Source organism: Sphingobacterium detergens (genome assembly GCF_003610355.1).
GTDB classification, from domain to species: Bacteria; Bacteroidota; Bacteroidia; order Sphingobacteriales; family Sphingobacteriaceae; genus Sphingobacterium; species Sphingobacterium detergens.
In genome coordinates, this window is sequence record NZ_RAPY01000010.1 from 1 (window position 1) to 22,292 (window position 22,292).

Here is a 22,292-nt window from a genome sequence, read left to right on the forward strand (position 1 = left end):
CCACATTTGGGATGTGGAGGTCGTAGGTTCGAATCCTGCCACCCCGACTAAAAAGCTCTAACGAAAGTTAGGGCTTTTTTTGTTTCTAGGCGGGATGAGAACCTACGACCTCTTAGGGACTATAAGGTTCGATCCGGAGGAGCTTTATACACTAATTTTCGATTTCCGCGAGGTGATCACCTCTTCACTATTGCTCTTCTTGGCTCCATTATTGTATTAATTCTTTGCCGATAGCGAGCAAAGGAGTCGGGTATCGTGGAAACTGGATGGATTTTTTCCTGACAATTTACCTAATGTGGTCGGAATTCTTTAGTTTTGGCTATCTAATTAGTGAAAGATCAAACTATTGTCTCCTCGGCAAAGGAAAGGTTGGAAAAACTCAGAAATACGAACAAACAATGACATTGAAAGAAAGAATCGGCGACAATTACCTGAAATACCTGTTTACTGGGGTACTTTCAGCTTTGCTGGTTACCGGCTATGCGCAAGAAGTTGAGAAACAGCAGAAAGAAAAGGGCCAACATAATCAAAAAGGGATTGAAGGGCAAGTTCAAACGATGGATTCCATCGACGTCGTACGCGACTACCGACCGATGCTTGCCGATGCCGTCAAGGTGCGCCGGAGCCCAAATATGAAGCTTATCGACCGCGACGCGATCGAGACAGAGCTGCGCCAGATCGCCACCAGCACTTATTTGGCGCAACAAAAATACAAACAGGCCTATTACCATGAGTTGATGAAACGTCATCCGGACGCTTCGCAAAGCAATATCGACAATTACCGCATCAGCTATCTGGCCTATGGGGCCGGCGAATACAAAAGAGCGAGCGGTATGATGGAATCGATGAAACCTTCTGATGCCTTTTATCAAGGAGCGATCATGACTCTGGGCCATATCGCCCTGGAAACGGGCGACAAGCAGGCGGCGCGAAATGCCTTCGTCAAAGCGACGAAACTGGATCTCGATAGGCAAGTGAAAGCCGATGCACTATTTAACTACGCCAAAGTCCTTCTTGCCATGGACTCCACACAAGCCGCACAAAAAATCCTCGAGAAATATATAGCCCAGGAAGATAAACCTGCAGACCCGGGGGTAAAAAAACAGGAAAGTCCGGAATCACTATCAGCTGAAATCTTGCGGGGGACGACCAACTTTCATGCTGGGGTCAGCCTGCTGGAGTCGCTGAAGAAGCGAGGCCGGGAGGTCGATGCGATCTATCAAAAAGTAACTTACTACCGTGGACTGGAATTTTATAATGAGCGTGCTTTCGAAAATAGCATCTCCATGTTTATGCGTTCGGAAAAATTCCCGATCAATGCAGAAATGGCGGCCCTGGCTACCTATTGGAAAGCGGAGGCGATGTATGAAGTGCGCAAATTCGGGGAGGCCGTGGAAAATTTCTCCCAGTTTCTGAGCTTGCCCGCTGCAAGAGACAACGAGGTTTATAATTATGCTAATTATGGGCTGGCTTATGCGGCCTACAGAAATAACCGTTTTGCGCTGGCGGCCGATTATTTTGAGCGCTTTCTGAAGGCTGGAGGAAGTACGGTGGATGAAAATATAAGGTATGACGTGATCGCACGTCTGGGCGACTCGTATCTGTGCCTGCGCGATTACAGCCGGGCCAACAGCTACTATGATAAGCTGATTAACGGCAAAGCGCCCAATCAGGACTATGCCTACTTCCAGCGCGGCGTGATCTTTGGCCTGCAGGGCGACAATGAAACCAAACTTAGCACCTTGCGGTCCGTTCTGAAACAATTTCCATCATCCAACTATGCCGATGACGCGGCCTTTGAGATCCCTTACACCTATTTCACGATGGGCGATTATGAGAACGCGCTCAAAGGACTGCAAGGGATGATCGAGAAGTATCCGCGGAGCAGCTATGTCCCGCGTGCGCTGATGACCATTGGACTCGTGCAGTACAATAATGATGAACCCGAACCGGCCAAAGCTACCTTCCAGCAGGTGGTGGAGAAATATGCCCGAACTGCGGAAGCCGAACAGGCAATGCGTTTCATTGAAAACATCTACCTCGACCAGGGTGATGCCACAAGCTATATCCGCTATGCGATCGGTTCCAATGTCGGTAATTTGAGCCCTGCGGAGCAGGATGATCAGGCTTTCCAAGCAGCACAATCCCTCTTTGCCAGAGGAGAATACGGAGCAGCAGTGGAAGCAATCAACGCCTATTTTGATAAATTTCCGAAACCCAAACAAGTAAAATATGCACGTTACATCCGTGGGGTGAGTTCATACAAGACCGGACATCCGCAGGAAGCGCTACACGATCTGAATATCATCCTAAACGACTGGACGAGTAAGTATACGGAGAATACCTTGTTGACGGTGGCTGCACTGTATCTGGAGCTAAAGGAGTACAACGAGGCTATTGTGCACCTCAAAAAATTGGAGCTAAATTCCGAATACAAGAAAAACTATGGCTACGCAGTAACCAACCTGATGATCTGTTATTTCGAACTCGGCGATATGGAGCAGATGGCCAAATATGTGCAGTTTATAAAGGATTACGATGGTGCAACAGAGGAGGAAATTGCCAAGGCACACTTATACAGTGGTAGGGCCTTTCTGAAGGAAAAGAATATAGCGTCGGCCATGAAAGAGCTCAATCTGGCGGCTCTGAAGAGCCAAACGGCGGTGGGCGCCGAGGCACGATTCCGTGTGGGACAACTGCAGTATGATAACAAGGAATACGATAAAGCCCAAGAAACAGCTTTTGATGTGATCAACAACAGGGAGACTCAGGAATATTGGGTGGCCAAGAGCTTCGTATTGCTTGCAGATACCTATGCGCGTAAAGGGAATGCTTTCCAGGCGAAGAGTACGTTAAAAAGTGTGATTGAAAATTATGAAAAAGACGATGATATCGTCCCATCAGCAAAAGAGCGTTTACAGAAATTGAACAATAAGTAACAGCAATTTTTTGGCGATTGAAAAAGGGTTGTATCAAAATAATTATTTTGATACAACCCTTTTTGTTTAATTCTAACAGTCAATAAAACCCAAGATCAAGACATTACAACAGTTTTATTTCGGAAAAAATAAATACACATAAAAAAAGGCCTGTCAAAACTTTATGTATATTTATATCACAAAACCAATTGTTACCGACAATTCTTAAATGACCAAATAAAACTGGACAATAGATGAAACAGCAATACTTATTCATAGTGTATATAGTCATTGTGGGAATTGTAATTTTTATATTATGGACAAAACTTAAAAATCTAAAAACACAATCTATCAGCGATACAATCAGACCCCTAGGCGACGGCCTTCCAACAAAAACGATCATTAATGACAAATTGGTCATTGTTGAGAATATTGATGAAAATGACGTGAAAAGAATCTTGCAAGAATTCTGTAATGCTTATAATCAAAAAAGTTTTGAAGCTATTCCAAGACTGACAAAGTTGTCGAACACAAAGTTCGCGGTAACTTTTCCTTTCGATGTTGATTTTAATATTTATTGTTTTTTTATCAACTACTTAAATTATCCAATAGGCTTTGATAGGAGCTTTAAAATCATTGCTTGGGCAACCACCAAACCAACAGATAGTTGGGTGACCGAAAATATTGCAAACAAAAATGTGATGCTGTATATCAGTGAGTCTGATACAGAATACGATAATGTATACCTGACAACTTATGACAATATTGGATACAAGCTTGGTTTTGCAAGGGGAAAGGGGGAACAATTACCGGACAGACCTGAAAAGGATTTTGTTAAGCCACCAATAAGCGCGGGCGAACTTGAAGCAAAAATATATACTGATTTTAGGTAGCAAATGTTAGAAGGACGAGCTTCCCACTAGGGGAAGCTAATTTCGTTCTATTTCCTGCATGATTAACGAGGGCTCAGATAAATATTTTCTTAATTTCCTGATCGGTAAGTAGGTGAACAAAATCGATAATACACCTGCGAGTAGCGCATCTAAAATAGCCATTGCAGTCGCATTTAACTTGTAGTGTGTAGATAGATTATGTTGTGCCAGTAGCAGACATAGCAATACCAATAAACCCGTTACGAAGCCATGGATAATACACAGCTTCGTAATAAATTTATTCCTGTTCAGTTCACTGTCTACTGTTAATGCGATCGATTCCTGTTCTATGGCTGCGATCACCCGCTTGATAATGTCCATTGTAAGAACAACAGGTAAAAATATGGCCATCGGCAATGTCAGTCGAGCCAGACTTTGTGGGCCAGCAAAAAAGTGCGTATATCCAAGCTCCTGAAAGCTGGCGTAGGCAACCAGGAAATTGAAGAATACATTTGGGAGGATATAATAAATTGCGCGCTTCCTTAAAAAGCGCTTGAGCGTTGTTTTTTTAATTTTCTTTGATTCCGTAAACTTCGTCATGTGGAGTGCTATAGGGATAAGGTCATGATTGCGATCGCCTTATCTTTTATTTTAATCGCTTCTTCTTTTGGTAAAAAATCTTCATTGGACATAAACGTAAAATCCATTTGCTGATTGAACGTCGTTGCAACCAAAGTATTTGAATTCAACCAGGGGAAAGCCACTGTTGGACTGTATATGGTCTCCAGAGTGAAGTTGTTGTACTCGTTTGGAATCTGGAGCTTCCCCATATTGGATAGCGTGACGTCATGTCCGCCTGGGCTCGATTTTAACATAGAAATCATGCGCTCCACGAGTGGGTGCATCTGTTCCCCCATCCAGAGTAGCTCTCGGGCATTCATCTTTTCTATTTTTTGTGTGAGCACCGTTTTGATATCTTTTGCAGTATCCACGACATTATCATTTCCCTTTTTTAGAGAAAGCTCCACCGTTGGTGCAAAGGCAAACATGTGGTCCTGTTTGATTTCTGGAATAAAGTGCCGGATATCAACCGGGCTGATCACTTTATTTTTTGCAGCTTTACCTTGCACCTCCCGAAAAGCTTGCATAAATGCCGTGCATAGGAGCGCATGGACAGAAATGCTTTGGTCTTTACAGCCTTGGGTTATGGCAGCAGTTGTTTCTGCATCCAGTTTCCAGTGCATCGCATAGTTTTTGCCTAAATTTCTTTTTCCGCTCTTTCGTTGCAGGAAAAAGAAAAATCTTGCCAATAGCAAATAGAACTTGGCTTTACGCGATTTTTTTTGGAGCTCAAAGCCCTGCGGCAGGAATTCATTAACCGATTCAAAGAGCTGGTAAGGCTCGAGTTCCTTATCGGGGTTATCCAACAGGCCAAGTAGCTCCCGCATCAACGTGACAATACTGGTTCCATCACAGACACAATGTGGTAACACCCAAAGCAGCTCCGAAACGGAATTACCTTTGATCCATACCAATTGGGCTAGCGGCTTATTGTCCGCTTTAAAGGGGCGATACCATTCCCGTTCCGACTCTGTCAGCCAATCCATATCCGTTTGACGTTGGACAATATGGAGTGGAATAGATTCCATATCATCTTTGACAGCAAATCGGGGCTGCTGTGCATCCCCTATACGGATAACCGATCGGAGCAATGGATGTTTTTGCTGAATTTTGGTAAGGGCATTCCGAAGATGTTCTTCGGCGATCACCCCGCTTATCTTGGCAGCAAATACACAATTTAAGGGTGTTTTAGTATCAACATACATGATCCGTTCCACCATCATTAGTTTTCTCTCGATCATGATGCTACCTGGTAATCTAATTGTTGTTTGATCTGATCGATGATCTCATCGCGAATGGCCAATGCTTCTGCCTGTGGTAAATACCCCTCACTTCCCATAAAGGAGAAATCCATTTGTCCACGAAAGGTGGAGGTGACCATGGTCGTTGTATTGCCTAAAGGACCAATGACCGAAGGACTGAAGATTGTTTCCAGGCTGAATGCCCGATATTGATCGGGGATCTGTATTCGTCCCAGATTGGAAAACATGCAGTCATTGGATGACTTGCCCCGTTTTAAGAGTCTGGTAAAGTTCTTTAGGGCATCGTGGGCAGATTCCATGACCATCATGGTGATATAAGGATTGAGCTTCGCTGTTTTGCGTTCCACGTCATCCTGCATCAACCGGAGGTTATCCAAAAAGCTCATTTTTTGGTTCGAAGACATGACAATCATTAATCCGAAAGCAAAAATATGGTCATCTTTTATCTGTGGTGCAAAACGCCTGATATCTACTGGACAGGAAACTTTATTGAATGCCGACGAACCACGTACTTTCCGGAATGCCTGCAATACCGTGGCCCCCAGAAATGTGTTGACCGTGACATCCAATGACTTGCAATGAGAAATAAGTTGCTTGCTAGTGGTTTGGTCAAACTTCCAATGAATCAGATAGTCCGTCTGCCGATCGATCGCTTTTCTGCCGACCGGAATACATTTAATAGCTAAAGCTGCTAATCGGCCAATTGTTTTTGCTTTAAATCGCTTCTTACCACTCTGTAAGATATGTTCGGGTACGACATCCTCAATACCAAGGATCGGATTTTCCAGTCCGATTTCCGCGGCCGGATTGTCCAGTACTTTTAGAAATTCATACAATAATGCCATGGCCGAGCCACCATCACATAAGCAATGATGGAAAACAAATAGCATATCTGAGACTTCTTCCCCCTTAATCCAGACAAATCGGATTAAAGGTTTCGTCTGATAATCGAAGGTCGAATGCCATTCCTTTTTGGATTCCCCTTGCCAGTCGTCTTCACTTTTTCGGTTTACTAACCGTATCGGAATCGATACGGTTAGTTCCGGAACCTGAAACCAAGGTGTATTTTTGTCATCATGTTGGATAAGTGCCCGCAGCCAGGGATGTTTTTCCTGTAATCGGCTCAAGGCGTATTTGATATCTTCTTCGCTGAAAACACCACGTAGCCGAAAGGGAATGACGGCGTTGAAGGGTTCAGTTCCATCCCCCAACAGCATGCGCTCACCAAATAATAGTTTTCTTTTCATCGCCTACACCTGTGCCAATGTCAAACACTCTTGTTTCACAAAATCTTCCAATAGCGCTACCGCCTGGTCGTTACCGCCAGCGGTTAGAAAGGTCTTCTGTACCTCCTTGGCGGCATTTCGATAGATCGGGTTTTCCAACAATTCAAACACGGTGTCCCGCAATGCATCTATACGCATACGTTTGTATCGGATGCTAAGCCCGCAACCCGCCTGCTCAATAAGTTTGGCTGTATGAAAATGATCATAGGCGATCGGTGTGATCAGCATGGGTAGACCATTTGTAAAGGTGTCGTTCACCGTATTGAAGCCCCCATGGCAAATAACCATATCCATGTGTGGCATCAAAGCGGATTGGGGAACAAAGCCACTCACAATAAAATTGGAAGGCCATTCTTCAAATATTTCTGGTGGGGTAGCGGCAATAATTGTCACCGGCTGATCGGCAAAGGCCTCGATCAGTTTACCGAAAAATGCTTTTCGAATATCCACGAGCAGTGTACCTAAGGATACAAATACTTTTGGAGTAGTGCTGGCGGCCAAACGTTCCCAGTCAAAAGGGGTATTGTTTGGACGACCTTTGACCGGTCCGACAAATTTCATGTGTGGCGGTACCGTTTCAAAGCCGGCAAAAGCTTGTGACGTAAATATCAGGTTGAGCTGATGGGAGTGTATAAAGATTCCTTCATCATAAATTCCCACGGCCTTTTGAAGGTCTTTGATCAGATTTTGCTGCCACTCAAATATCCTAGGAGCACTCTTCTCCGTGTCGCCCATGACATCCGGTGGAACGGGAGTCGTTGTCACACAAGGGATCTGATGTTTATGCGCAAATAGTGCACCTCCAAAGGTGATGCAGTCGTTTACGATCACATCAGGTTGCCATTGGCCGAGAAGACGTTCCAATCCCGGCATCATCATTTTCGCGATCGGGACATAGGTTTCTTCCAGCGCCAGTTTCATGACTTCGGGACCCGAACAGGAGGGGCCATCATCCTGACGTTTCAATAGCTGTTGGAGTTCCTCCTGAAAAGGTGCCAGATCCGCTTCAGGATAGATATAACTTCCACCTTCGGGGATATGATGATCAGCTAATGGCGTTATGCCAAACCACCGGACTTCATGCCCACGGGCAAGGAGGCTTGCACCGACACTTAATGTTGGGCTGATATGTCCAAAAAATGGTGGAACAACAAAGAGGAACTTAGCCGGTACATCCGCTCTTGAAGCGATAGGAGCGGCAGTTTTTTCCAAGAGGTCTGCTGCGGTTTTCGTGCCACCCGCATCGACAAAAGATTGACGGACGGTATGTGCAGCTTCACGATAGGTTGGATTATTCAAGATGGTATGGACACTGTCTTTTAAATGATGTGCTTTAAAGCGATTGAAATTCAGTCGTTCACCGGCACCGGTACGCACTACGCGACCCGCGACATGTGACTGGTCGTAAGCGATCGGGATGACCACAAGTGGTAGACCCTGTGAAAGAGTTTCGGAAACCGTGTTATGGCCACCATGGCATACAACAGCATCCAGATGTGGTAACAGATCCAATTGCGGGATTTGTTGATAAACCATGAAGTTTTCAGGCCAGGCATCAAATAGCTGCGGATCTGAAACAACGACGACAGTCAGCTCCTCTCTCGCAAATGCATCGATAACCTTTTGGAAAAATGCTTTCTTATGGTCGTGATCAAAGGTAGTACCAATACTGACCAGGATTTTTTTTCGGTTACTAGCATGTAGTTTATCCCAGTCAAATACAGCCGATACCCGACGTTCGGACAGGACAGGTCCTGTGAACTGATAGTTTGAGCTGAGATCCATCTCCCCAAAGAAATAACGGGACGTTAAGACAAGCGTAAGCAAATCCGAGCAATCCAAAGATTTATTTCCAGTTACCCCGAGTTCCTGTTGCAAAGCAACAATCTGCTTTTCTTCCCATTCGTGTACCTTTGGGAGTTCACTGACAATTTTAATAGCTGCGGGAGCCGTGACAGTGGTCGCATAGCGGAGCCCCAGTTTTTTTGCAGCGATGGATGCCGCAAATAATTGATGGTCACCAATCACGAGATCAGGTGCAAATGTTTCTAATAAGGTAAGGATACCTTTATAACAATGTCTATTTAAAGGGATAAGTACATCTTCATAAAGAAACTTGATGCTATCAATACCATAGACGATCTTTTTTGAAATGATATCGAGGTACTGTTCACTTTCTTTTTTTTCTTCATCCGTCTGGTCATATTGAATAAGCAAAAGCTTTCCGCCAGCTGGAAGTTTATCAGTTAAGTTTTTGTCGAGACTGATCCAGGCCACCTCATGTCCTCTTTCCAATAGTTCAGCACCAATGCTCAACGTCGGATTGACATGACCTGTCAGTGGGGGGACAACAAACACAAATTTAGCCATGGTTTTGTAATAAAGGGTTAGATAAAAAATCAACGATAGTTTCAGCTATCTGTGTAGGTTCTTGTATGGGTATATTGTGATCTCCCGGAATGAGTTCAAGTTGAGCGCCAGATATTTTTGTTTGCAGCCATTCCCCCGTTGGTTTACAGTTTGATGTATCTCCATACAACAGTAAGGTGGATGGCGGTAATGTTGCAGTATCCATTTCATGGAGGAAATATTTTTCCTTGATCATATCAGCTTTGATGCTCGTCTGGTTGAATAAAAATTCGTAAAGGCGATGATTTTTTTCAAATTGTCGCTTACCCATTTTCATTTTTGTTGTATCGGTAAAATTGGCAATATAATGTTCCAAAAATTCCTTACTATACTCATCGATGATGTTGCGAGCTTTCTCATCCTGTGGATCCGGAGCCTCCATAACGACGAGTCGTTCCACACGGCTTGGGATCTGTAATGCTGTTTTAAGCGCGATTAGTCCACCAAAACTGTAACCCAGCAGATGGACGTTTTGAAGTTGTAGACTATCCAACAAAGCAATCAGATCCGATGACATATTTTCAAGATCATAGCCTTCCGATACACGTTCACTCATGCCATGACTTTTGAGATCATACATGACCACGTGGAAATGCTGCGCTAGGATCGGAGCAATATTAAAATAATAAATAGAGAGGTTGCTGAACATGCCGTGGATCAGTACCACGGTATGTTCAGCACCTTTATTTAGTTCTTGTATGTGAACCTTTCTGTTGTTGACCGTAATTATTGGCATTCGTAGATATAATTGATGATCATACGGAGGTCAAGATTGATCAGTTGATCCAGGTCCATCGAAGATAACCAGCCTGTGAAATCAATCTGGTCACCAAAATGTGCCTTGATTTTCTCTGAAAAAGAAACAATTTCTATGCTGTCCATTTCGAGATCCTTTGTGAAGGAACTTTCTGGTGTGATATCCATCTCTTCTACAAATTCTTCGCCGATAACTTCTGTTATAAAGCCTTTTAATAAAGCGAATAATTCTTCATGATTCAATTTTAGTGTGGTGTTTACAGTGTCCATCCGATAATATAATTTTGGTGTTTGATCGTTTTTATTTCTATTTGATTGATCCAGAGATGATCTCCCTGGATGCGTTCTACTTCATATCTTTTTGGGTTGCCCTGTAGGCCAGTCCCCAGAAATTTTCCGTAAGCTTCTTTCGCTACCCAAAAACGGGTCGTCCATTCCGCCTGATCCCTGTCTTTTAGCAATTCCATTTCAGCATCGGTAAAGACCAGTGGGTAAAAACCGGTACTACGCTCCTCGATGAGTTCCATGTCAATACCTACAGATCTGTCTTGACGGGCGATAGCTACGGCATCTTTTCCCTTGTGGGCCAGTGACACATGGATATCTTTAGTCGCATCGCCCAGTAAATAAGGTTTACCGATTTCATCCGAGCGGATCTCAAACGTAATAGGATAGCAGGGAAGGTTTTTCTGATGGTTCAGTAGCTGGCGTACAGCATCTTTTACCGCAACACGGCTTACCATCCAACTTTTTCTGCGGTTGGGCAACAATTGTTGGTAGTGTTGTTTTTCCGTTTGGTTGAAATAGCGTTTCAGGATAAAGTCCCAGGAAGCGACACGGGTATAGGCCTGGTGGAAAAAGAAAACAGCTGGTGCGATTTCCGCTGAGAGACGGTTGTGTAATGGCGACATGGAAACATTCCACAACGCTTCGTCGATTTCCAATCGTCTATTTTGCCATCCTCTGATTGAGCACCATACTTTTCCGTTTCGTTGGAGTGTAATGTTTGCGATAGCAAATTCATCGTTCAGCTCAGTCAACACACAGGTGCATTCAAACAGACCGTCCTGGTTATGAATCTCATCGAAAAACTCGATTTCTTTGATTTTAACGGGGAATGCAATGCGATCTTTTGTCAGCGTAAGCTGAAGCCACAAACCGAACAATTGTCCCGCATTATCCAATAGCGAGCCCTTTCCACCATTACCCTTGATCTTGCCTCTGATCCCATTTTTACCTACAGCGGTTACCGCCATAATCCCTTGATAGGCTGTTCCATGGAACATATGCTTGTCATAGATTTCTTCGGAAGTACGTGTGATAGGCAGGGGCTCACCTATGGAAAGATCAAACTGTGGTGCGACGGGATATGCTGTAGACAGTGCTACCTCTGCATTTGCAAAATTCTCAATATCCAGATAGGCAAGCTGAGCGGAACGCCATTCGCCCTTGACCATTTTCTCAAAAGGTTTCGCTACATTCATCCATTGGAACACGCTCACATGCATGATCTTATGGATCTTGGTAGCAGGTTGTTCCGCCTGAGCGATTTCGGCCAGCAATTCAAAAATCATGGTCATCGGGATCACCGGTTCCATGTCCGCTACTTCTGGCCATCCCTGCGGTTGTCGCAGCAGACTATGATCGATCAGGTAGGGATGACTGTCCAAATTGACCTGCAGCATTTTTGAAAAATGTCTGTCTACAGGTTTTTCTACGACAAGGGGCTTGGCGACAGTTGCTGCACTGCTAGGCGCTGGCCGGTTCTGAAAAAGTGTCAATACTTCTTCCTGCATCCGGATCATATCGGCGATATTCTCCTGAAATGCCTGTACCAATGGATGATTGCCCCTTACAGCTGTTCCGGCGGTCAGTTGTGGCTGTACTGTATCAAAAGACTTTCCTAAGCTCTTGACCGCATCAAAATTACGGACGATAGGCGAACCGAGCTGCAACTTCATGCCTTTGTTTGTCGCCTTTTTAATATGGTTTTGTACCGCCAGAAAATCCAGCGCCACCGTTTTTCCTTCTACAAATAAAGCCGCAACGACACGTTGTAGCTGAGCAAGCGCTGAACGTGTTACCACACTGGATGCTAGGGTGCTGAAAGCTTTTCCCTTTAGGGTATCGTCAATAAAGCCGATCAGTCCACCTGTACCCACCTGGATAAAGAACCGGACTCCCTCGTCATACAGCTTTTCCGTTAGCTCGCGGAAACGGACCGGTTGGACAAGGTGTTCGGCACTCAATTGGCGGATGGCCTGTTGATCCGATGGATATGGCATCAGCGTGGTGGCCGACCACAAAGGGATTTTGGTTGGCTGAAACTGTACTTTTTCCATACCTGCTAGGATCAGATCGAGTTTGTCTGCTACAAAAGGCGAGTGAAACCCCGACTGGAATGGCAGGATCTGATGGAATATCTGTTTCGCTTTCAACTGAGGTACAAGCTCCTCTAAAGCGGTATTGCTGCCGCATAGGATGACCTGATGTGGACAGTTGTCATTGGAAACATAAATATTGGGAATTCCAGCAATCAAAGGTGTAATTTCCTTTAGTCCCGTTCCGATGGCAATAAATTTGGAGTCCTTGAGTTCAAAAGTCTTCGGGTTGAGGACATCTATAAGATCCTTGACCGAACTTGCTTCAGCTAGTTCCGAAGAATAGCCAGCCAGCCATTCACCTAAGCTATGCCCAGCATTCATGTCCGGATATATTCCCAGTTTTTTTAGGGAATTGTCCAAAATGCTGCAAGAATTGAAAATAGCCAACGCATCATTCAGCAGTCCTTCACCTTCGGTTTGTATAGGTGCTGACAATCCAAAATAGCGACTGACCGAGTCAATCTCTCCCTTCGCTAAGCCATCTAAACCAGGGAAGACGAAGGCAACCTTGCCCCCCTCTTGTAATAATGGGGCAGAGGTATACCAGATATCCTGCTTGTTGCGCCAAGCTTTATCTTTAGAAACGATTTTGATTGCCTTTTCAATCCGTTCTGGGGTTGGATCAAATAGGGCGATACGATAATGGCCTTCACCCACTGTCGTATCGTTATGCTGTAAAGCAGAAAGTAATTCCGCATGTGTTGGTCGGGCAAGTAACAATACGGGATCTTTTTTAGGCATATCATAGCCTGTTAAGACCACGTGTGCGTTAATACCGCCGAAACCAAAAGCATTTACCGCGGCCACCTTAGGTAGACCTGTCTTTGACCAGCTTTTTGCTTCCTGCACCGGAGCAAATCGCGTTGTCTGCATATCAGCGGTCGGGTTTTCGCAATAAAGGGTTGGTGGTAGTGTATCATGGTGTAGCGCCAAACAGGTTTTTATCAGGCCCGCGATTCCTGCAGCAGGCATGGCATGACCAATATTGGATTTGACCGAACCGATTCCAGCGACTGGAGCAGCGTCTTCTTTACCGAAAAACTGCGACAGTGTCTGTAGTTCAGTTTTATCTCCAAGAGGTGTCCCTGTACCGTGTGCTTCCAGATAGCCGATCTGTTTTTTGTCCAGTTCAGCATTTATCCAAGCCTGTTGTAAAGCTTTTAATTGTCCTTTCACCGATGGACTCATGACGCTTGTGCCATGACCATCGCTGCTCACGCCTACACCTTTGATGACAGCATAGATTTTATCCTGGTCACGTACAGCATCTTCGAGTCGCTTTAATACAACAAAACCACAGCCTTCACCGATGAGTAAGCCATCGGCATCCATGCTGAAAGGTTTGATCTGCTGGTTGTGAGAAAGGGCACCCAATTGTGCAAAGATACTCCAGAAAGCAGCATTTTGACCCGTATGTACACCGCCGGCAATCATGATATCACTACGGCCACGCTGCAATTCCTGTACAGCATGGTCTACAGCGATCAGGGCGCTGGCACAAGCAGCATCTACGGTAAAGGCCACACCGCCAAGATTGAAGCGGTTGGCAACAAGCGAAGCCACAAGATTAGGAATTAAGCCCATAGCCGTATCAGCGGCAAAGCGCCCCTTGCGTTCCTGGAATGCTTGTTTTACCTTTTCGATATCAGCAGCTGGCACCTGCGGTAAAAGTTCCTGTAAAAGGGAAGAAATCTGTTCCCCTGTACGTACAATTTCTATGGCACGGGTAGCCCCCGGGCCAGTATAATTTCCTTTCCCGATCACAATTCCCGCCTTTTCCAGGGATACCTGTTTTTGGAATACGCCGGCATCTTCCAGCGCTTTCTGTACCAGATCAAGCGTTAACAGGTGATCCGGCTCGGTTCCCTCAACGGCAAGTGGTAAAATGCCAAATGCCGTTGGATCGAACACATAGTCAGAGATAAACCCACCACGTTTGCAATAAAAGCGATCTACAGTCCCCGGACCATCACTAAAATGGATAGGGTCAATGCGATCGGATGGAGCAAATTCAGTGGAATCGACCTTATTAATGATATTTTGCCAGAACATATTGGCATCTTGTGCCCCCGGAAAGACACAAGATAAACCAACGATGGCAACATCTGTTTTCTTCATAATCAATGGATATGACGGTTTACCAATTGTTGCCTGACATAATTAACACTTGGCTTTCCGTACCATACCTGATCTCGTTAAGGAAAATTTCCTTCCCTTCATCCAAAGGAATAAGGGAGATGCCACGGCGTTCATATTCTGTTTCCAATGTCTGTGAAACCATGCCGGCACCTTTCCAAGGACCCCAATTGATCGAAATAACCTTTCCTTTCAAGCGTTTATTCAGTACATTGGCATAGTCATCCAATACACTGTTTGCTGCCGCATAATCTGTCTGACCTTTGTTGCCATAAACAGATGCTATACTCGAAAATAAGACGACGAACTGACAGTCCGAACGTAGTTGTTCCGCCAATACGCGTAATGGTTTTACTTTGGTGTCAAAGACACGTCCAAAAGAACTGGTCGTTTTTTGTTTGAACAGTTTATCTTCCAGCAAACCTGCACCATGGATAACACCATCGAGCTGTCCATATTGTTCATAAATCTGGTGGAGCAAGGCCGTTAATCCAGCCTCATCACAGAGATCCAATGATTCATAAACGACAGTGTTTCCTAGACGTTCCATATCGCGGATAGTCCGTAGGATCTGATTGTTCTTATAGATGCGAAGGGTCTCTTTCTCAATTTGTGCTGGTGCATGGAATAGTCCTGATTGAATAAGATTAGCTCTGATCTGTTCCTTGGAGGTCATTGTTTCCAGTTCTTTCGAGATCGGGATATCTTTTCTTGGGTCTGCTGACCTGCCCACAAGGATGTAAGTACAAGGGTAGGAGGCCGACATATGTTTTACCAATTCAGAAGTGATACCCTGTCCACCGCCAAGTACAAGGACAACAGATTTTTGATCCAGCTGGATTTGCACTTCTTCGTTGCCTGTCGAAAGTGGTGAAGGAATAATATCGAATGTATGACGTTGATCATTCTTGTAGATAACCTCGACGGTTTTATCGGTTGTCAAGATTTCTTTTAGTGCGATTTCAGCGATCTGATCTGTTTCCTGCGGTGTGCTTAAACTGATCAATCGACAGCTGGTCTGTTCAAACTCACGAGCTAAACTTTTAAACAGTCCCGGGTAACCCTGGTAGTGGCGTAAGGCATGTGTATCATTTGTTTTTTCGACATGTGCCGGAATATCAGAGATTAAATAAACCCATTTGGCCCTGTCCAGATCCATTTTTTTGATCAGATCAACTTGATCTATAATATTATGTTGTACTGTTGCTGAAAATATGTCGGAGATAATTAGCCCATCGAAGACAGCAAGATCATTTTCCGGATTGACCAATTCGGCGATAGCACCATGTTTTTCGAGCATGGTTTTGATGGCTAGTGTCTGTTGCCCATGATCAGGAGCAATGGCAAAACGTTTGCCTTGTAGAATTTCTGTATCTTGTGCTGAAGCAGCATCTGCTGGTGTCAGGTCAAAACGAAGTCTGGACAAGAGACTCTGCTCAGGAGCTGTATCACTAACTTCACTGATCCAGGAAGCAAGACCGTTAAGGGTTTTAATCGCGGCTAAGGTTTCCATTAGATCTTCGGCGTGTTCGAGATCCTCCCCAAAACCAATTTTGGTCTTCAGTTCAGCAATGATTTCCATCCGTTTAATGGAGTCTATGCTCAAATCCGCTTCGAGGTCCAAATCCAATCCTAACATTTCTTTGGGATAACCGGTTTTTTCGCTGACGATATCCAGTATTGCTGTTTGTAATTCTGCAAGGGAGAGTGAAGACTTGTTTGTCGTTGCGCTTGCAGGTGTCGTTGCGCTTGCAGGTGTCGATACTGCTGCTGGAGTACTTGTTGCTGGTGCCGCTGTTGCACCGCTGAATTCCGTTAACCAGGAAACCAGGCCATTTAAGGTTTTTATGGCGGCCAATTGCTCCATGACTGTATCTTCATTTTCGTGATCGAACTTCAGTGTTCCAAGCTCTGTACGTAGGGTTCCGATAATTTCCACCCGTTTGATTGAATCGATACTGAGATCAGCCTCCAGATCCATTTCCATACCCAACATTTCATGTGGATAGCCCGTCTTGTCGCTTACCACCTGCAACAATAAAGTTTTAATGTCTTTGGTTGCTGTTTGTACAACTGTTGCGACAGCGGAATTTTCACTGAGAGCTGGTTGAATAGGAATCGGGTTAGAACGATCTGCAGTCACATTTGGTGCAGGGCTCGAATAGACAGGCATCGGTGTTACTTGAGGGTTTTGTCCCAAGAAGGAAAGCATAACATCACGTTGCGCCTGGATCAGCATTTTCATGCTGTTTAAATATTCTTGCAGCATACGCTCAGCAGCAGGTTGTGCTTCTGTTGTTGCAGCTATAGGGTTGTTAAGGTTGCTCATTTTAATGGGGCTTACTATTGGCAATGCGCCATTGACAGGTAGCGTTCCTGTCGTTGGATGTGCAGCTTGTCCATTGACACGCCAGATAGTAGGGTTTTTCTTATATAAGTTTGGTTGATCTAGCTGGATTGGTTGAATCTGACGGCCTTCAAAAAGTTTATCAATAGCGAAATTGCGACCAGTTCCCAAATATTGTGCAAGCATACAGAGTAGGTGCGTCAATTTGTTGCGGTTGCTATCCTCTACGTACAGGGTCAGTTGATCTTGCTCCAGACAAGATTTGGTCAGGCCCGTCAACACTTTACCTGGACCTACCTCAATAAATATCCGTGCGCCATCTGCATACATGGCCTGAAGCTCCTCAACAAAGCGGACAGGTTGAACCAGATGATCAGTCAGTCTTGCTTTTATTTCGGATACCGAAGTAGGATATAAGCTTGTTGTTGTGTTTGACCAGACCGGTAGTCGCATTTCTTGGAATGGAACATCCTTCAATACATTCGCATAAAGCTCTTTCGATCTAGCGACTAAAGGACTATGAAAAGCACAGGCCACCTCTAGCTTTTTAGCAGAGATACGTTCCTGTTTTAGCAGTTCCATGAGTTTCCCGATAGCTGCTGTGCTACCTGCAACAACACATTGCGTCGGAGAATTGTAATTCACCGGATAACAGCCTTCCACGCGATTGAGGAGTGCCTTCAACTGTTCCGCATTTGCGTTAACAGCAACCATGGTGCCGGGATCGCCATTTTCGACCGAATCCAAGATGGATTGAGCGCGCTTGCTGCTCAGTTCAACTAATTGTTCTTCGTCAAATACACCGGCGAAACACAATGCTGGTAATTCACCGTAACTATGGCCTGCCAGCATATCTGGGACGATACCCAATGACTGGAGGAATTTAGCTAAGGCTAAATCGACGATCCCCAAAAGCGGTTGCGCCAGACGTGTATCTTTAATGATTTCCTTTTGTTGTTTCAAAGAATCGGCATCAAAGGTAGCTGAAGGGAAGACCACTTTTTCCAGTTCAGGATACTGGGCGATCAGCTTTCGCATTGCAGGGAATACCACAAAGAGATCACGGGCCATATTGATGCGTTGACTACCTTGTCCCGGAAATAAGAATGCTGTTTTACCTTCGCGTTTATTGACTATAAAGGTGTCTTTGCTTTCAATACCAGATAACACCAATTCGATTTTCATCATTAGGTCTTCGGCTGTATCGGCAACAATGCTGAGCTGGATCTCTTTTTCAGAAGCAACAGCTAAGCTATAGGCGATATCTTTTAGCGGGAGGCTATCGTTAATATCTAACAGTGCTTTTACCTGACCCAATTGACCCTTAGCTTCGTCGTAGCTGTCGCCACGGAAAACAAATAGTTCCGATGGCCAAGATTGCAATGCAATTGTACTATCTTCCTGCGGATGATTCGCAATAACAGCGTGGAAATTTGTTCCACCAAAACCAAAGGCGCTGATGCCAGCATAACGTCTTTTTTCTCCCCATAAACCTGTTTCGGCATGGAAAGCAAAAGGACTGGTTTGGGCATTATAATATGCATTCGGTTGTTGAAGGTGAAGTGTTGGTGGTTTTACACCATGAAATACAGCTAGGGAAGCTTTGATTAAGCCTGCCAATCCGGCGGCACATTTTGTGTGACCGATCTGGGTTTTGACCGAACCTAAATGCGTTTGTGCTGGTAGGGCACCCGACCGGCTGAATAAATTGGTCAGCGCACTCAGTTCTGTTTTATCACCAACAACTGTTCCTGTACCATGCGCTTCAACCAGACCAACAGATGCTGCACTGATACCCGCTTGATTATAGGCACGTTCCAGTGCGCGTACCTGACCGATTTTTCGGGGAGCGGTGAGGCCTAAGGCTTTACCATCACTGGATCCACCCACACCTTTGATAACCGAGTAGATGCGGTCGCCATCACGTACAGCATCTTCATAGCGTTTGAGCACCAATATAGCTACCCCCTCGCCAAGAGCAATCCCATCTGCATCACTGTCAAATGTGGCACATCGTCCTTTACGTGATAGCGCATGTGTGCTGGAAAACATCAGGTAATCGTTGATTCCATTATGGAGATCCGCTCCACCCGCAAGCACCATATCCGATTTACCCAGAATAAGTTCCTGACAGGCGAGATCAATCGCTGCAAGGGATGAGGCGCAAGCAGCATCTACCGTAAAATTTCGGCCGCCGAGATCCAGTCTATTTGTGATCCGACCAGCGATAACATTGGCCAAAATGCCCGGAAAGGAATCTTCTGTGGTATGAGGCAATGCTTCCTTCACTTCTTCATGAAGTTCTCCGAATACCTGTTTGTAGTATCCTCTAAAGCTATAGCTGTTGGCAAGGTCATTGCCACCTTCAGCACCGATGATCACGGAAATGTTTTCGCGGTTGATTTGTTTTTCGCCATAACCGGCATCTTCCATGGCACGCTTGGCGACCAATAGCGTCAACAATTGTGTTGGTTCAATAGCTGCGAGCGATTGCGGTGGAATACCGAAACCTAAGGGATCAAAATCAATTTTCGGAATAAAACCACCCCATTTTGAGTGCGATACGTCCGGACCGTCTGCGTCAGGTTTATAGTAAATCTCTTTGTTCCAGCGTTCATCTGGAACTTCGGTAACGCTATCTTTTCCAAGGATAATATTGCGCCAAAATTCTTCCAGATTTTTAGCTCCCGGAAAAATACACTCCATTCCGACAATGGCGACATCCAACGGTTTTTCGTTGGAAAGTGGTTCTTCCGGTAATATTGCTTCATGGATATACTGCTGGTTGTCGATGCCGACATGTTGATGCAGCGCGTCTAGGGAGATCACCTTGTTCTGCATGGTTGCAATCTGGCCGATCATATACATACCCAGGTGCAGTTGTTCACTTTTCGGGATGTTGATCAGTTGATCTCCTTGACGGTCAACACCTTTAGCGGCAATACGTAAGCGGCCGACGTTTAATTTTTCGAGTTTTTCCCAGACTTCTTTTTTATCTACACCTGCAGCCAATAGTTTGGATTTCTCCAGGTTGAAGTGTTGTGCAAAAGCCGTATTCAAGCAACGAGTTTCATGCCCTGGTGCTGTCTCCAGGAGGACAGTGTCCCTGGCTTGCATGGCTTGCAGCTGAAATTCTTCCTGAATTGCACCTGTACTTACAGCCTCTTGCGTATAAAGATATGCTGTTCCCATCAATACACCGACTTTTACGCCTCGGGCAGCTAAGGGAGCTGCCATGATAGAAACAAATGCTGTTGAGAAAGCATTGTGTATGCCGCCGGCAAAGAAAACACTGATCTGTTCTGGATGATCCTCTTTTAAGATACGTTCGATCTGTTTTTCCCAGAGCACAGTGCTCGAAAGTGGTCCTACGTGGCCACCGCATTCGCGACCTTCGAAAATGAAATTTTTGGCACCCTCCTTTAGAAACATGTCGAGCAGGGCAGGAGACGGTACGTGTAGAAACGTTGTTATGCCTGCTTTTTCAAATACCTTAGCCTGTGCAGGTCGACCACCGGCAATCAGGACAACGGGAGGTTTGGCTTCCAGGATATAGGCCGTCTGTTCTTCACGCAATTCCTGTGGTGCAAAGCCTAAAATTCCCACTCCCCAGGTTTTGTTTCCGGCGAGTTGTTTGGTTTCCATAATCAAGGTTTTGGCTTGTTCACCACGGAGCAGGGACAGGGCAACAAATGGGAGTGCTCCAGCTTCCGCTACGGCATTGGCAAAAGCAGGGACATCGCTAACACGAGTCATGGGACCCTGTGCGATCGGATAGCGTAGGCCTAGTTGTTTCGCTAATACATTGTCACGGTCAATCGGCTGTAATGCTTTCGCCTGCTTTAAATGGCCGTACATAGCTTCCTTAAATCCGAAAATAAGCTTTTTCAGTGTTCTGAAATCTTCATAAAGATCGATGGCCAAGGAAATGTCTTGCCCCATCGGGATATAACTCGTAGCAGGATTCAGGTCGGTAAAATATGCTCGGAGTTCGGTCGTGTCAACCTGGTCCGATAACACCGGAGAGTTTGGTCGCACCAATACGCGATGGTTGGCAATGATCTTGGTTTCCGTCCCGTTTAATTTTCCACAGAGTGTTTTGAAGTCTTGGGGAACTGAACTTTCAGGAAACAGCGCAAGTTGGCTGTCCAACACAATTCCAGTGGCACCGAGGGATTTTGCGGCAGCAGCGGTATGCAGACCTATGCCGCCCTGTACCCATACTGGTATGGAGTGGATTTCTTTGATAATCCGTTGGAAGAGTACAAACGTGGATTCATATCCAACGAGACCTCCTGCTTCATTTCCTTTTATGATAATTCCTTTTGTGTTAAGCTGTTCCGCTTGTATGGCTTCTTCCAGACTACTGACCTGATACACTATAGACAGGTGTGGAGCTGTGGGGACTGAGGTGCCAAAAGGAAGAATGACGACGCTTACTTTCTCCGGAATTTCAAGGGATAGAAGTTTATCATTTGGAAAATAAATTCCATAAGTAAACAGAGCAGTCTGATCAAGTTGATTCAGTGCTTCCTGAGCGTTGGCTAAGTCGTGTCCCAAACTTAATACGGGAAATGCACCCGCTTGATGGATTTTGGGCATGAGATTGACGTCAGGCTTTTCAAAAGGCGTTAATCCAATAATGGTTAAATTTTTCATGCATTGATGATCTTGAAAATATAATAGCAGGAGATCCCATAACAAACATCAAAATCTTAGTGGTTTTGATAGGAGGGTTGTTATAGTGGAATAAAAGTAGTTAATTTCTATTATATTTTTAACAATAAAGGTAATTTGATAATGATTTTTTAACAAAAAAGTAGTAAATGCCTGAGTATTATTAACCAAGAGGCTACAAATTTATTGAAATTCAGCTGTAGATCGTTTTTTAGGTCTGTGTTTCGAAAAAAATAAATATTTTCTTTGTTTTGTAATAACTAAAGGGATAATTTTATCTCATAAAGCTTTTTGAGTTGTGTTTTATAATAATAGGTTGTCGTTTTTGATTTTTATATTATTTGTGTGCGATCCTTCTCGGCCGTTGTAAAGTGAATAAAGCGTATGAGCGCTTTGATTATCTTGCTTCCTGCACTACTTTTATATTTAACTATTTAATTAAATATGAATAATAGGTAATATCTTTCAATAGATCAGCTGATTAGTTTTATTTTTACATTTATGCTTGCAAGGAATGCCTAATAAGCGTATATTTGTGCCACACAAAACAAAGGTGATACCTTTTCGGGGTGTAGCGTAGCCCGGTATCGCGCCACATTTGGGATGTGGAGGTCGTAGGTTCGA

11 protein-coding genes are annotated in these 22,292 nt (G+C 44.7%); 2 read left to right on the forward strand and 9 right to left on the reverse strand.

Annotated features, from left to right (window positions below; genetic code table 11):
• Nucleotides 1-458: 458 nt before the first annotated feature.
• Nucleotides 459-896: a hypothetical protein gene (locus tag DFQ12_RS28435; protein ID WP_244211868.1), complete on the reverse strand. Its 438-nt coding sequence runs from the start codon at nucleotides 894-896 to the stop codon at nucleotides 459-461.
• Here DFQ12_RS28435 and DFQ12_RS27790 point away from each other — a divergent pair.
• On the forward strand, nucleotides 882-2,939 hold the full coding sequence (locus DFQ12_RS27790; RefSeq protein ID WP_244211869.1) for a tetratricopeptide repeat protein: 2,058 nt from the start codon (nucleotides 882-884) through the stop codon (nucleotides 2,937-2,939). The two genes, DFQ12_RS28435 and DFQ12_RS27790, sit on opposite strands and share 15 nt — an antisense overlap.
• Before the next feature lie 233 nt (nucleotides 2,940-3,172).
• Nucleotides 3,173-3,811, forward strand: coding sequence for a hypothetical protein (locus DFQ12_RS27795; RefSeq protein WP_120262278.1), 639 nt, complete (start codon nucleotides 3,173-3,175; stop codon nucleotides 3,809-3,811).
• Nucleotides 3,812-3,847: 36 nt separating this feature from the next.
• Here the strand turns inward: DFQ12_RS27795 and DFQ12_RS27800 are convergent, their stop codons facing one another.
• The 8 genes from DFQ12_RS27800 to DFQ12_RS27835 are packed head-to-tail and all read right to left on the reverse strand — an operon-like array spanning nucleotide 3,848 to nucleotide 21,650.
• The gene (locus DFQ12_RS27800) at nucleotides 3,848-4,390 is read right to left on the reverse strand and encodes a hypothetical protein (RefSeq protein WP_120262279.1); all 543 of its coding nucleotides are present in this window, start codon (nucleotides 4,388-4,390) and stop codon (nucleotides 3,848-3,850) included.
• 8 nt (nucleotides 4,391-4,398) lie between these two features.
• Entirely contained in the window at nucleotides 4,399-5,652 is a 1,254-nt protein-coding gene (locus DFQ12_RS27805; protein WP_120262280.1) for a condensation domain-containing protein, read from the reverse strand.
• On the reverse strand, nucleotides 5,649-6,920 hold the full coding sequence (locus DFQ12_RS27810; RefSeq protein ID WP_120262281.1) for a condensation domain-containing protein: 1,272 nt from the start codon (nucleotides 6,918-6,920) through the stop codon (nucleotides 5,649-5,651). The genes DFQ12_RS27805 and DFQ12_RS27810 overlap by 4 nt, the downstream gene beginning before the upstream one ends.
• Nucleotides 6,921-6,923: 3 nt before the next feature.
• Nucleotides 6,924-9,329: a glycosyltransferase gene (locus DFQ12_RS28440; protein WP_120262282.1), complete on the reverse strand. Its 2,406-nt coding sequence runs from the start codon at nucleotides 9,327-9,329 to the stop codon at nucleotides 6,924-6,926.
• Nucleotides 9,322-10,104: an alpha/beta fold hydrolase gene (locus tag DFQ12_RS27820; RefSeq protein WP_120262283.1), complete on the reverse strand. Its 783-nt coding sequence runs from the start codon at nucleotides 10,102-10,104 to the stop codon at nucleotides 9,322-9,324. Before DFQ12_RS27820 ends, DFQ12_RS28440 begins: the two co-directional genes overlap by 8 nt.
• Nucleotides 10,095-10,394: an acyl carrier protein gene (locus DFQ12_RS27825; RefSeq protein WP_120262284.1), complete on the reverse strand. Its 300-nt coding sequence runs from the start codon at nucleotides 10,392-10,394 to the stop codon at nucleotides 10,095-10,097. Before DFQ12_RS27825 ends, DFQ12_RS27820 begins: the two co-directional genes overlap by 10 nt.
• A complete protein-coding gene (locus DFQ12_RS27830) occupies nucleotides 10,382-14,626 on the reverse strand; it encodes a type I polyketide synthase (protein ID WP_120262285.1) in 4,245 nt (1,414 codons plus the stop codon). Before DFQ12_RS27830 ends, DFQ12_RS27825 begins: the two co-directional genes overlap by 13 nt.
• Nucleotides 14,627-14,645: 19 nt before the next feature.
• On the reverse strand, nucleotides 14,646-21,650 hold the full coding sequence (locus tag DFQ12_RS27835; RefSeq protein WP_120262286.1) for a type I polyketide synthase: 7,005 nt from the start codon (nucleotides 21,648-21,650) through the stop codon (nucleotides 14,646-14,648).
• Between the last annotated feature and the right edge of the window lie 642 nt (nucleotides 21,651-22,292).

Coding starts and splice junctions, on each gene's coding strand:
- DFQ12_RS27790 (WP_244211869.1), top strand. CDS start 882: ATGACTCTGGGCCATATCGCCCTGGAAACGGGCGACAAGCAGGCGGCG.
- DFQ12_RS28435 (WP_244211868.1), bottom strand. CDS start 896: ATGGCCCAGAGTCATGATCGCTCCTTGATAAAAGGCATCAGAAGGTTT.
- DFQ12_RS27795 (WP_120262278.1), top strand. CDS start 3,173: ATGAAACAGCAATACTTATTCATAGTGTATATAGTCATTGTGGGAATT.
- DFQ12_RS27800 (WP_120262279.1), bottom strand. CDS start 4,390: ATGACGAAGTTTACGGAATCAAAGAAAATTAAAAAAACAACGCTCAAG.
- DFQ12_RS27805 (WP_120262280.1), bottom strand. CDS start 5,652: ATGATCGAGAGAAAACTAATGATGGTGGAACGGATCATGTATGTTGAT.
- DFQ12_RS27810 (WP_120262281.1), bottom strand. CDS start 6,920: ATGAAAAGAAAACTATTATTTGGTGAGCGCATGCTGTTGGGGGATGGA.
- DFQ12_RS28440 (WP_120262282.1), bottom strand. CDS start 9,329: ATGGCTAAATTTGTGTTTGTTGTCCCCCCACTGACAGGTCATGTCAAT.
- DFQ12_RS27820 (WP_120262283.1), bottom strand. CDS start 10,104: ATGCCAATAATTACGGTCAACAACAGAAAGGTTCACATACAAGAACTA.
- DFQ12_RS27825 (WP_120262284.1), bottom strand. CDS start 10,394: ATGGACACTGTAAACACCACACTAAAATTGAATCATGAAGAATTATTC.
- DFQ12_RS27830 (WP_120262285.1), bottom strand. CDS start 14,626: ATGAAGAAAACAGATGTTGCCATCGTTGGTTTATCTTGTGTCTTTCCG.
- DFQ12_RS27835 (WP_120262286.1), bottom strand. CDS start 21,650: ATGAAAAATTTAACCATTATTGGATTAACGCCTTTTGAAAAGCCTGAC.